General features: G+C 39.1%; 13 protein-coding genes. All 13 read left to right on the top strand.

The genetic code is table 11. From position 1 onward, the window contains the following. The first annotated feature begins 77 nt into the window (after window positions 1–77). The 13 genes from V7138_RS06495 to V7138_RS06435 all read left to right on the top strand — a co-directional run bounded on the left by V7138_RS06495 (window position 78) and on the right by V7138_RS06435 (window position 11726). Window positions 78–707 (top strand): 50S ribosomal protein L25/general stress protein Ctc, encoded by a 630-nt coding sequence (locus V7138_RS06495; RefSeq protein WP_335395162.1) that lies wholly within the window; start codon window positions 78–80, stop codon window positions 705–707. 91 nt (window positions 708–798) lie between these two features. Continuing rightward, window positions 799–1362 (top strand): aminoacyl-tRNA hydrolase, encoded by a 564-nt coding sequence (gene pth / locus V7138_RS06490; RefSeq protein ID WP_335395160.1) that lies wholly within the window; start codon window positions 799–801, stop codon window positions 1360–1362. Window positions 1363–1461: 99 nt separating this feature from the next. Beyond that, window positions 1462–1692, top strand: a complete 231-nt coding sequence (locus tag V7138_RS06485; protein WP_335395157.1) for an anti-sigma-F factor Fin family protein — start codon at window positions 1462–1464, stop codon at window positions 1690–1692. 128 nt (window positions 1693–1820) lie between these two features. Continuing rightward, window positions 1821–5357, top strand: a complete 3537-nt coding sequence (gene mfd, locus V7138_RS06480) for a transcription-repair coupling factor (protein WP_335395155.1) — start codon at window positions 1821–1823, stop codon at window positions 5355–5357. 226 nt (window positions 5358–5583) lie between these two features. Beyond that, entirely contained in the window at window positions 5584–5709 is a 126-nt protein-coding gene (locus tag V7138_RS06475; RefSeq protein ID WP_335395152.1) for a hypothetical protein, read from the top strand. Window positions 5710–5767: 58 nt separating this feature from the next. Continuing rightward, window positions 5768–6304: a stage V sporulation protein T gene (gene spoVT / locus V7138_RS06470; RefSeq protein ID WP_335395150.1), complete on the top strand. Its 537-nt coding sequence runs from the start codon at window positions 5768–5770 to the stop codon at window positions 6302–6304. 124 nt (window positions 6305–6428) lie between these two features. Next, a complete protein-coding gene (locus V7138_RS06465; protein ID WP_335395148.1) occupies window positions 6429–8051 on the top strand; it encodes a putative polysaccharide biosynthesis protein in 1623 nt (540 codons plus the stop codon). Continuing rightward, a complete protein-coding gene (gene mazG, locus V7138_RS06460; protein WP_335395146.1) occupies window positions 8048–9496 on the top strand; it encodes a nucleoside triphosphate pyrophosphohydrolase in 1449 nt (482 codons plus the stop codon). Before V7138_RS06465 ends, mazG begins: the two co-directional genes overlap by 4 nt. A gap of 15 nt (window positions 9497–9511) precedes the next feature. Continuing rightward, the gene (locus tag V7138_RS06455; protein ID WP_335395145.1) at window positions 9512–9772 is read left to right on the top strand and encodes an RNA-binding S4 domain-containing protein; all 261 of its coding nucleotides are present in this window, start codon (window positions 9512–9514) and stop codon (window positions 9770–9772) included. 112 nt (window positions 9773–9884) lie between these two features. Beyond that, the gene (gene yabP, locus V7138_RS06450) at window positions 9885–10190 is read left to right on the top strand and encodes a sporulation protein YabP (protein ID WP_077620163.1); all 306 of its coding nucleotides are present in this window, start codon (window positions 9885–9887) and stop codon (window positions 10188–10190) included. Then, window positions 10187–10822, top strand: coding sequence for a spore cortex biosynthesis protein YabQ (gene yabQ / locus V7138_RS06445; RefSeq protein WP_335395144.1), 636 nt, complete (start codon window positions 10187–10189; stop codon window positions 10820–10822). Before yabP ends, yabQ begins: the two co-directional genes overlap by 4 nt. 15 nt (window positions 10823–10837) lie before the next feature. Further along, window positions 10838–11212: an FtsB family cell division protein gene (locus V7138_RS06440; RefSeq protein ID WP_335395143.1), complete on the top strand. Its 375-nt coding sequence runs from the start codon at window positions 10838–10840 to the stop codon at window positions 11210–11212. Between the two features lie 82 nt (window positions 11213–11294). Next, entirely contained in the window at window positions 11295–11726 is a 432-nt protein-coding gene (locus V7138_RS06435) for a S1 domain-containing RNA-binding protein (protein WP_335395142.1), read from the top strand. Window positions 11727–11880: the final 154 nt, after the last annotated feature.

Here is an 11880-nt window from a genome sequence, read left to right as displayed (position 1 = left end):
GAAAAAGAAGGTTTACTTCACCATCTTTAGGGGAAATTTAGTAATATGACTAAATCTTCCAAGGATGGTGTATAACAATGTCTGCAGTATTACAAGCGACTGTACGAGAAACAGATAAACACTCAACACTAACGAAAATTAGACAAGCAGGAAACATCCCAGCCGTTTTAAATGGCCCAAACAAAAGTCAACCGATTTATATAAGTAGTGTGGACTTTTTAAAAACTATTCGCGCTACAGGCCGAAATGGGATTATCCAGCTTTCCATTGACAATAACAAGCATTCTGTCATGCTTCATGAACTTCAAACAGATCCAATTAAGAGTGAAATCATTCATGCCGATTTCCAAATTGTAAACATGTCATCAGAGGTAACTGTTGACGTGAATATCAATTTAGTTGGGGAAGCAGTTGGAGTAAAAGATGGTGGAGTGCTTCAGCAGTCGATCCATCAGGTATCGATTTCTGCCCTACCATCAGACATTCCACAAACAATCGATGTCGATGTGTCACAGCTAGCGGTTGGGGATGTAATTAAGCTTGAGGATATCGATACAAAGGGCAAGTATACGATTGATCAGGACCTTTCGCAGGTTGTAGCATCTGTACTAGCTCCAAGACAGGAAGAAGAGATTAGCACAGGTGAGGAACAAGAGCCTGGTCAACCAGATAATCTAGAAGGCAGAGAAACAAACGAATCCAAGTAAAGCAATTAAAGAGATTAAAGGATTGGACGTAGCCAATACGGTTACGTCCTTTTGTCACATATAACTACATAAATAAAATGGGGGAAGGATCATGAAGCTAATTGTTGGGTTAGGAAATCCAGGTAGGCAGTATGAGGAAACAAGACATAATGTCGGCTTTAAGGTTATTGATGAGTTATCGGATAGATTACATATCTCTTTAGATAAGGCAAAATTCAATGGGGTGTTTGGACAAGGCATAGTAAATGGGGAGAAGGTTCTACTTTTAAAGCCCCTCACATTTATGAATTTATCGGGAGAAAGTATCAGGCCACTTATGGATTATTATGATATTCTAATAGATGATATACTTGTTGTATATGATGAGCTAGATCTTCCAGTAGGAAAAATCAGACTACGTGAAAAGGGAAGTGCCGGTGGCCATAATGGGATGAAATCCATCATCAACCATCTGGGCACGCAAGAGTTTAAGCGCATACGAATTGGAATCAACCGTCCAATAAATGGCATGAAAATAGCAGATTATGTTCTAGGACGTTTTTCGACAGAAGAAACACAGGATATAAAGGATGCCATTATAAAATCGGCAGAGGCTGCAGAAAAATGGGTCTCTACACCATTTTTACAGGTAATGAATGAATTTAATTCGAAGTAGTGTAGTATCATTAGGTAAGTAGATGTGAATAAAGAATCTCTTCGCGGTTTATACTAGGAAGTGTAAACTATGGAACGTAATCTCATAAGGAGGATTCTTATGTCACTACACTACCATTGTCGACATTGTGGTGTGAAGGTTGGAAGCATCGATAACTTGTCCCTACATAGTGAAAGTCTCGGGTTTCATCAATTAACAGACCAGGAACGACAAGAGATGATATCATACCAAGAAAATGGCGACATCCATGTAAAGACAATATGTGAGGATTGTCAGGAAGCATTACAACGTAATCCTGATTATCATCAATATGAATCATTTATTCAATAAAATATGAGGAAAAGCTTTGGCCTACACACCAAAGCGTTTTTCTATTTATGTAAGAGAAAGACTTGAGATTCCTAAGTTCGATTGAGATATGAGGAAAGATAAACGAACTTAGAGAGGGGGTAACCGAGTTGCTTAAGGGACTACAACAATATGTTGGAAACAATGACGAGTTAAAATCAATTATCAACGGAATAGACGGAGGCTTACGTGAACAATTAATCGCTGGTTTATCTGGGTCTGCTCGTACCGTATTTACGGCTGCATTGTATAGACAGACTAAACGACCGATTTTAGTTATCACTCATAATCTGTTCCAAGCTCAGAAAATTTATGAGGATTTAAATGGGCTTTTAGAAGAGGACGAGGTTTTCCTATATCCAGTTAATGAATTAATTGCATCAGAAATAGGAATTGCAAGCCCAGAGCTGAAAGGGCAACGGATTGAAGCTCTGAACTATTGGAGCCACCAATCTAAAGGTGTCATTGTTGCTCCAATTGCCGGCTTAAAAAGGATACTTCCACCCAAAACGCTTTGGAATGAAAGTCAGCTGACATTTAAGGTCGGTCATGATATTGAAGTGGAAGATACATTAGAAAAGCTCGTTGCGATGGGCTATGAACGTGTGTCAATGGTTTCTGCACCAGGAGAATATAGTGTACGAGGCGGAATTCTCGATATCTATCCGTTAACTGAGGAAAACCCAGTTCGGATTGAGTTATTTGATACAGAAGTAGATTCCATTCGTACATTCTCTTTAGAGGACCAACGATCACAAGGAAAAGTTAATTCTGTCGTGCTGGGACCGGCAACTGAAATTTTACTGACGCCAACGCATTTGCAAAAAGGCGTACAGGCGTTAGAGGAAGGTCTAGCCAAAAGTTTAAAGAAGGTTAAGGATGAAAAGGCAAAAGAGCTATTAATAGAAAATATTTCTTACGAGCTTGAGCAGTTAAAAAATGAGCAAATCATACAGCAAATGTTCAAATACCTTTCTCTCTTCTACGACCAGCCTGCTAGTTTACTAAACTATTTACCTAAAGACGGGATCGTTATATTAGATGAAATTAGTAGAATTCAGGAGATGGCAGATGGTCTAGATAAAGAAGAGGCCGAATGGGTGACAAGTCTTTTATCACAAGGTGAGATCATTCACAATCTGACTTTGTCACATTCATTCACGAAGCTTCTTCAACAATCAGTCAATCCTTTGGTTTATCTATCGCTTTTTCTACGGCATGTACCACATACAAACCCACAGAACATATTAAATATGTCCTGTAAACAGATGCAAAATTTTCATGGACAAATGCATGTTCTAAAATCAGAGCTAGAACGTTGGAAGAAAGGGAATTACTCTGTTGTTTTCCTAGGTTCTAATGAGGAGCGGGTGAAAAAACTCGAACAAGTCCTAGCAGATTATGAAATCAATGCATTAACTAGTAAAAGTGATGGGGATATATTGCTAGGAAAAGCACAAATCATACTTGGCGATCTTCAGGATGGTTTTGAATTGCCGTTGCAACGTCTTGCTGTCATCACAGAGGAAGAGCTTTTCAAGAAAAAAATGCAAAAGACAAAACGAAAGCAAAAGCTTTCAAATGCTGAGCGTATTAAAAGCTATTCCGAATTACAAGTTGGTGACCATGTTGTTCACATTAACCACGGGATTGGGAAGTATTTAGGAATAGAGACATTGGAAATCAATGGTATCCATAAGGATTACTTGCATATTCGATATCAAGGCAATGACAAGCTTTATGTACCGGTTGATCAAATTGAACAGGTACAAAAGTATGTGGCTTCTGAAGGAAAAGATCCGAAGATTTACAAATTAGGTGGTACCGATTGGAAACGTGTTAAGAAGAAGGTCGAATCATCGGTACAGGATATTGCGGATGATTTAATTAAGCTATATGCAGAGCGTGAAGCAAGTAAAGGATTTGCCTTCTCTCCTGATGGTGAAATGCAAAGAGAGTTTGAGGCTTCCTTCCAATACCAGGAAACAGAGGACCAACTAAGGTCGATTAATGAAATTAAAAAGGATATGGAACGCGAGCGCCCAATGGATCGTCTTCTTTGCGGTGATGTTGGCTATGGAAAGACAGAGGTTGCTATTCGTGCTGCATTCAAAGCGATAATGGATGGAAAGCAGGTTGCATTCCTAGTTCCAACCACAATTTTGGCACAACAGCATTACGAAACGATTCGTGAAAGATTTCAGGACTTCCCAATTTCAATTGGCCAATTAAGTCGTTTCCGTTCAAAGAAACAGCAAACAGAGGTATTAAAGGGGCTAAAATCAGGAACGATTGATCTAGTCGTCGGAACACATCGCCTCTTGTCTAAGGATATTACGTATAAGGACCTTGGACTATTAATTATTGATGAGGAACAACGTTTTGGTGTTACCCATAAAGAAAAAATTAAACAGTTAAAAGCAAATATTGATGTTCTTACCTTAACGGCTACACCAATCCCGCGGACACTTCATATGTCCATGCTTGGTGTTCGTGACCTATCTGTAATTGAAACCCCACCTGAAAATCGGTTCCCTGTGCAAACTTATGTGGTTGAATACAACGGTGAACTCATCAGAGAAGCGATCGAACGGGAAATGGCAAGAGATGGTCAGGTGTACTTTTTATATAACCGTGTTGAGGATATTGAGCGTAAAGCTGAAGAAATCTCGATGCTTGTCCCTGATGCGAGGATTGCCTATGCTCATGGAAAAATGAGTGAGAATGAACTTGAATCAGTCATTTTGAACTTTCTGGATGGTCAATTTGATGTCCTTGTAACAACAACCATTATCGAAACAGGTGTTGATATTCCGAATGTGAATACATTGATTGTTCAGGACGCAGACAGAATGGGGCTGTCACAGCTTTATCAGCTTAGAGGTCGTGTAGGGCGGTCAAATCGGGTTGCCTATGCGTATTTTACGTATCGAAAGGATAAGGTATTAAACGAAGTTGCCGAAAAACGACTCCAAGCTATTAAGGAATTTACAGAGCTCGGTTCAGGTTTTAAAATTGCGATGCGTGATCTATCGATTCGAGGGGCAGGAAATATACTAGGAGCTCAGCAGCATGGATTTATTGATTCTGTTGGGTTTGATCTCTACTCACAAATGCTTAAAGAGGCTATTGAAGAGCGAATGGGCGATACCCCGGCTGTAAAACAAACCAATGTGGAAATTGATGTGGAAGTAGATGCGTATATTCCAGACTCGTACATTTCAGATGGCCGTCAAAAAATTGATATGTATAAGCGATTTAGAGGCATTTCTTCAATGGAGGATGTCGAGGAACTTCAAGAGGAAATGATAGACCGCTTTGGTGAATATCCACAAGAGGTAGATGATCTCTTCAAGATTGCTAAAATTAAGGTCTATGCATTAGCTGAGCAAGTGATCTCCATTAAGCAGGTTAAACAGGAAATCACTATTCTATTATCTGAAGAGGCTAGTAGCACCATCGATGGTGCGAAAATCTTTAAATTAGGAAACACATTCGGACGAATGGTTGGTCTTGGAATGGAAGGCAGTAAGTTAAAGATTGTCATCCAAACAAAGGGCCTAGATGTGAACGAATGGTTAGGTATTATCCATGATATGGTTAAAGGGTTGCAAAACGTGAAAAAAGAGAATGCAAATGCGGTCTAATGTTGGCTTCATGTCTTTAACTGGTAATAATAAAAGGGAAAACTTCGGTGAATAGAACCAAAGCACGAGTGACCTATAGTTCTTGTGTATGGTTATTTTTTCCTACAGTGAAAAATCACAATCATCGTGAATAGAACTTTGTTGGTGTAAGATACTAAACTCAACAACAAATGGTGATTTATTCAAATCCAGACAAAATGTACATTAAGTGCATGTTCAAAGGAGGATGAAAAGGACCAAGAAGTTCGAGGCGGCGCAGCTTCGAGTAGCGGAGCGTATGTTGTTAATACGTGAGCAACGGAGAAGCAAGCCAACGAAGAAATTCGAAGTGTCATTTTCACCGGACTTTTGAACTTCTTATCAATCACCACTATTCTTTAATCATCAGATGAAAGTGAGGCATCATAAGAATGAAGGCAACTGGTATTGTTCGTCGAATTGATGATTTAGGTCGAGTAGTTATCCCAAAAGAGATCCGCAGAACCCTACGTATTAGAGAAGGAGATCCATTAGAGATCTTTGTTGACCGTGATGGGGAGGTCATTTTAAAGAAATATTCTCCGATTAGTGAACTAAGTGACTTTGCGAAGGAATATGCAGAGGCCCTTTTTGATAGTCTAGGGCATCAAGTACTTATTTGTGACCGTGATGCATATATTGCGGTTGCAGGAGGATCGAAAAAAGAATACTTAAATAAAAACATAAGTGAACTAATCGAAAAAGCGATGGAGGACAGATCCTCTATTTTAGAAACAGAAGAACGCCAAGTATCCATCGTAGAAGGTGCAGATGAAACAATCTCATCATATACAATCGGTCCGATCATTGCAAATGGAGATCCAATTGGTGCAGTTGTAATTTTATCAAAAGAAAAGGCGCTAGGAGAAGTAGAACAAAAAGCAGTCGAAACGGCCGCTGGATTCCTAGCACGTCAAATGGAACAGTAATAAAGAAAAGCGCAATGGATGGAAAAGGTAGCTATTATAGCTGCCTTTTCTTCTGTTAGCACAAGAATTGCCCTTAAGTATGTTATAATACACTGGAAATTATCTGATTGGAAGGAGATGGGCGATGGACGTCCAATCCGAAGGGCGATCAAAACGAATTTGGGAGGGTGCATTTGCCCTTACCCTTGCCGGTTTGATCACCAAGGTACTAAGTGCGGGATACCGTATTCCCTATCAAAATATAGCGGGGGATATCGGCTTTTACATATATCAACAGGCGTATCCGATTTATGGAATGGTCCTTGTCTTCTCTACATATGGATTTCCGGTGATTATTTCAAAGCTTCTTGCGGAGAAATTGGAACAACATGACGAAGCTTCCGTCATGAAAATACTCTATATCTCATTAATGACCCTGCTAGGAATTGGGACTATCCTTTTTTGCTTTTTATACTGGGGAGCCGAAATCGTTGCTGGTTGGATGGGTGACAAAGAGCTTTCAACACTAATAAAGGTGATCTCATTTTCCTTTTTACTCTTGCCATTTATTTCAGTCTTTCGTGGCTATTTTCAAGGTTATAAAAATATGATTCCAACCGCCGTTTCTCAAGTAACTGAACAAACGATTCGCGTTATCACCATATTGCTCATGTCATTTCTTCTCCTGGATTATGGCTATGGAGCATATGAAGCGGGGGCGGGAGCGATATTTGGTTCCATTACTGGTGGGCTTGCAGCCATTACGGTTCTATTGTTTTATTTACTGAAAAAGAAGAATGGCCAAAAAAGATTGCCTCAAAAAGCATCAATCAAAACAATGGAGATTGTCAAAATCCTTTTCACCCAAGGGATGACGATTTGTATAAGTGCCTTATTGTTAATTCTATTTCAGTTGGTTGATTCCTTCACTGTGTATTCTTTATTGGTTTCAGGTGGCATGGAACAAGAAACAGCAAAACAGGTAAAGGGTATTTATGACAGAGGTCAGCCTTTGCTTCAGCTTGGAACAGTAGTCGCTACCTCCTTGGCTTTATCTCTTGTCCCACTAATTGCAAGTGCAAAGGCTAGAAACGACTTGGTCTTTATTCACGAAAAGGTTGATTTAACATTTCGTCTAAGTGTTGTTGTAGGTATTGGGGCTGCAGTAGGACTAGCATGTGTTTTAGAGCCAACGAATATTATGCTATTTCGAAATGATCTTGGTACAAATGTCTTAATGATCATCGGCTTTTCCATTTTATTTACGACCTTGTCCCAGTCCATTACAGCGGTTTTGCAAGGTTTGGGTCATCCCTTTTTGCCCGCTATTGTCGTATTGAGCGGAATGTTATTAAAATGGATGTTCAATCTGTTGCTTATACCTCGATATGGAACAATTGGAGCAGCTGTTGCAACCCTTGTAGCGTTTGGGATCATTGCAATCATCCATGTTTTTATCGTAAAAAGAAAGTTACCCGGGGTGCTAACCAAATGGACATTTGTTATCCCTGTTCTTCTCGCGACAATGGCTATGGTACTTACAATATTTTGTTATTCCCGGGGCTTGCACCACCTTTTTCCGGTAGCAGCAGAAACCCGTACATTTGCTAGTTTTGAAGCACTGTCCTCTGTTTTTATTGGAGGAGTAATCTATCTAATCTTTATTCTGAGAGGGAGCGTATTTTCAGAAGCAGAGCTCTCAGAAATCCCAATTAGATCAAAAGGAACCTATCTAATTAGGTTACTTAAAGGGGGTAAGAACGTATGATAACAGTATTAGGCTTAGGAGCGGGTGATTTATCACAGCTCCCACTAGGTATTTATCGCAAACTTTTAGCAGCGGAGCATTTGTTTCTTCGAACGAAGGAGCATCCAGTTATTAAGGAATTAGAAGCTGAAGGAATGACTTATCAATCCTTTGACGACATTTATGAAAAGCATGAACAATTTGAGGCGGTTTACGATGAAATTGTTTCTATTTTGAAAAATGAGGCGTCAACAAAGGATATCGTCTATGCTGTACCAGGACATCCAATGGTCGCAGAAATGACAACCCAGCTATTACTTGAGGACGAAAATCTTGAGGTTCAAATTGAGGGTGGTCAGAGCTTTATTGACCCATTACTCGCATCGTTAAAGATTGATCCAATAGAGGGATTTCAATTCGTTGATGCCTTATCCTTTGAAAAAGATGAACTACAATTATCACAGCATATCATTATCTGTCAGGTGTATGACGGGTACATTGCGTCAAATGTGAAATTAACACTAATGGAGCAATTGCCTGATGATTATGAAGTATATATTGTTACCGCAGCCGGTAGTCATGAGGAAAAAATCACGAAAGTTCCTCTGTATGAACTAGATCGAGGAGTAGAGGTTAACAATTTAACGAGTGTCTATGTCCCGCCAGTGAAAGAGGATGAGCTGCTTTACCATGATTTTCGTACCTTTAGAAGAATCATTGCTGCATTAAGAGGACCAGGTGGCTGTCCATGGGATCAAAAACAAACCCACGATTCGTTAAAGAAGTATTTGCTGGAGGAAGCATACGAAGTTCTTGATGCAATTGATAGTAAAGATGATGATCATTTAGCAGAGGAGCTAGGGGACGTGCTTCTTCAAATTCTTCTACATGCCCAAATTGGCGAGGATGAAGGAATGTTTACCATTGATGATGTAATTCGTGGAATTTCGGAAAAAATGATTCGAAGACATCCACATGTTTTTGGAGAAGTATCAGCAGATACCGCAGAGGAAGTTGTCACCAATTGGGAGCAAATCAAACGATTAGAAAAAGGCATTACAACAGAAGAAAAGTCCATTTTAGATGACGTTACAAAGGGCTTACCGGGTTTAATGAAGGCTGTTCAGTATCAAAAAAAGGCTGCCAAAGTAGGATTTGATTGGGATGCTGTCGAACCTATGTGGGAGAAGGTTTTTGAAGAGATACAAGAATACAAGGAAGCAATATACGTAAAACAAAAAGGAGATGCCGTTCAAGAGTTTGGGGACATCCTTTTTGCATTAGCCAATATCGCGAGATTTTATAAATTTGACCCGGAAGAAGCACTTGCGATGACAAATCAAAAGTTCGCAAGACGTTTTCAATTTATAGAAGAAGAACTCAGAAAACAAGGGATAACGTTTGAGGAGCAAACCCTTGAACAGCTTGATGCCATCTGGGAGAAAGCCAAACAAACGGGTTTGTAGAAAGAGGTGAAAGATATGCGCTTAGATAAATTTTTAAAGGTGTCACGCTTAATTAAGAGACGTACATTGGCAAAAGAAGTGGCAGACCAAGGGAGAATTCTTATTAACGGCTTAGCTGCAAAAGCAAGCAGCAATGTGAAAATAGGGGATGAGTTAACCATTCGTTTTGGCCAGAAAGTTGTAACTGTAAAAATTGAGGATCTTCAAGAAACAACCAAAAAAGAAGATGCAACCAAGCTTTACTCGGTCGTGAAAGAGGAAAAAGTTGAAGCGTAACATTTGATAATCTTGCGCAAGGCTTGTTCTAAATCCCACCATAAACTCATACATTTTATTATTAAACAAGTAGTTGTTTTGACTACTTAAGTATGAATGTGGGGGATAAAAGATGAACCAATACTATGATGGAACGCCGTCTAATAAAGGAACCGTACAAGAGCATGATGTGATCATGAGAAGTCGCAAGCTTCTTGACATAACAGGTGTAAAACAGGTAGAAAGCTTTGATAATGAAGAATTTTTACTTGAAACTGTTATGGGTTTCCTAGCCATTCGCGGCCAAAACCTGCAAATGAAAAATCTAGATGTGGAAAAAGGCATTGTATCAATCAAAGGAAGAGTCTATGATATTAGCTATTTGGACGACCATTCCACGGAGAAAGCTAAAGGATTCTTTAGCAAGTTATTTAGATGACCCTGACAACCCAGTTCTACACATTACTTGCAATGATCTGCATGGGGGGATGGCTAGGAGCCTCTCTTGACACATATCAACGCTTTCTAAAGCGCTCGAGGCGAAAGTATTTCTTCGTCTTTATCAATGACATTCTTTTCTGGGTTGTACAAGGCCTGTTGTTCTTTTATATGCTTTTGTTGGTAAATGAAGGTGAACTGCGATTTTATGTGTTTATCGCGATTCTATGTGGATTTGCTGCATACCAAAGCCTATTAAAAACATTTTATGTAAGAACACTCGAATATATCATACAAGCCATCATACGTTTTTATGAATTTTTACTTCGAACGGGTGATTTTCTCATCGTTCGACCTATAAAAATGCTCTATCAACTCCTGATTGTGATTTTACTCGGGATATTAAATGTTCTCCTGGTATTTGGGAGAATCCTTCTCAAGATTTGTTGGATGATTATTAAAATTTGTTTTGCGCCAATAAAGTGGATTGGAATCATGATCTGGAGGCTGTTGCCATCTACCGTTACGAAAAATGTAGAAAAGATTTTTCGAAAATGTGCAGGATTTTTGAAAAAGGTAGAGAATATCAAACCTATACTGATAAAATGGTGGAAGAAGATAAGGAAACAATAGGAGGCATTCTCTACAATGAGTGCAGTTCGAAAGAAAAATGTAACACAGCTACAATCAACCTATATGGAAAAGTATAAAGAGCAAGAACAAGCCCTTCAGGTGAAACGAAAAGGCTTGATTAGAAGATTGATTGCCTTTTTTGTCTTGGTCGCAATCATTTCGTATGGACTCATATCGATGGTTGTATCACAACATAAGACCATGAATGAAAAGGCAGCTCAAAAGGAACAATTACAAGAGCAGCTCACTACACTAAAAGATAAGCAAGTCCTTCTAGAAGAGGAAGTTGTAAAACTCAATAGCGATGAATATATTGAAAAGATCATTCGCAGGGATTATTTTCTATCTAAGGAAGGAGAAATCATCTTTAAAGTTGGAGATGGGTCTTAGTCTTATTGACACTTGATTTTTAAATTATGTATAATATAGTTAAATTGATTTTTTTTCAAATTTAAGGAGGAGCATTTTTTTTATGTCAATCGAAGTAGGCAGCAAGGTTCAAGGGAAGGTAACAGGAATTACGAATTTCGGAGCGTTTGTGGAGCTGCCAGAGGGCTCAACTGGTCTTGTCCATATAAGCGAGGTTGCTGACAATTATGTTAAAGATATCAATGAGCATTTAAAGGTTGGCGACCAAGTAGAGGTCAAGGTTATTAATGTTGAGAAAGATGGAAAAATTGGTTTATCCATTAAAAAAGCAAAAGAACAACCACAACAACAACAACCACAACGTCCACGACACAATGGTCCAAGAAATAACAGAAACGACCAACGTAATCAAAACAGGACTGAAAGCTTTGAACAAAAAATGAGTCGCTTTCTGAAGGACAGTGAAGATCGTCTATCTTCCTTAAAGCGCAACACTGAATCGAAACGCGGTGGGCGTGGAGCGAGAAGAGGATAACCTGCTGCTGTAGCTTAAATATATAGATAAAGCACCCGAATTGGGTGCTTTTTTGTGTGCGCTTTTTTAAATGGAAAGTTCAAAATTGGGCTTTGTCCGATATTTTATAGTCTTGGTCCGATAAAAGTAAAGTTTTGTCCGATATCTCATCAAT

Source organism: Bacillus sp. JJ1533, from assembly GCF_036965045.1.
Classification (GTDB): domain Bacteria; phylum Bacillota; class Bacilli; order Bacillales; family Bacillaceae_L; genus Ferdinandcohnia.
This window is presented reverse-complemented; position numbering and strand designations above follow the sequence as displayed.

What these genes read in the sequence shown, in the direction of transcription:
- V7138_RS06495 (WP_335395162.1), top strand. Translation starts at nt 78, where the DNA reads ATGTCTGCAGTATTACAAGCGACTGTACGAGAAACAGATAAACACTCA.
- pth (WP_335395160.1), top strand. Translation starts at nt 799, where the DNA reads ATGAAGCTAATTGTTGGGTTAGGAAATCCAGGTAGGCAGTATGAGGAA.
- V7138_RS06485 (WP_335395157.1), top strand. Translation starts at nt 1,462, where the DNA reads ATGTCACTACACTACCATTGTCGACATTGTGGTGTGAAGGTTGGAAGC.
- V7138_RS06475 (WP_335395152.1), top strand. Translation starts at nt 5,584, where the DNA reads ATGAAAAGGACCAAGAAGTTCGAGGCGGCGCAGCTTCGAGTAGCGGAG.
- spoVT (WP_335395150.1), top strand. Translation starts at nt 5,768, where the DNA reads ATGAAGGCAACTGGTATTGTTCGTCGAATTGATGATTTAGGTCGAGTA.
- V7138_RS06465 (WP_335395148.1), top strand. Translation starts at nt 6,429, where the DNA reads ATGGACGTCCAATCCGAAGGGCGATCAAAACGAATTTGGGAGGGTGCA.
- mazG (WP_335395146.1), top strand. Translation starts at nt 8,048, where the DNA reads ATGATAACAGTATTAGGCTTAGGAGCGGGTGATTTATCACAGCTCCCA.
- V7138_RS06455 (WP_335395145.1), top strand. Translation starts at nt 9,512, where the DNA reads ATGCGCTTAGATAAATTTTTAAAGGTGTCACGCTTAATTAAGAGACGT.
- yabP (WP_077620163.1), top strand. Translation starts at nt 9,885, where the DNA reads ATGAACCAATACTATGATGGAACGCCGTCTAATAAAGGAACCGTACAA.
- yabQ (WP_335395144.1), top strand. Translation starts at nt 10,187, where the DNA reads ATGACCCTGACAACCCAGTTCTACACATTACTTGCAATGATCTGCATG.
- V7138_RS06440 (WP_335395143.1), top strand. Translation starts at nt 10,838, where the DNA reads ATGAGTGCAGTTCGAAAGAAAAATGTAACACAGCTACAATCAACCTAT.
- V7138_RS06435 (WP_335395142.1), top strand. Translation starts at nt 11,295, where the DNA reads ATGTCAATCGAAGTAGGCAGCAAGGTTCAAGGGAAGGTAACAGGAATT.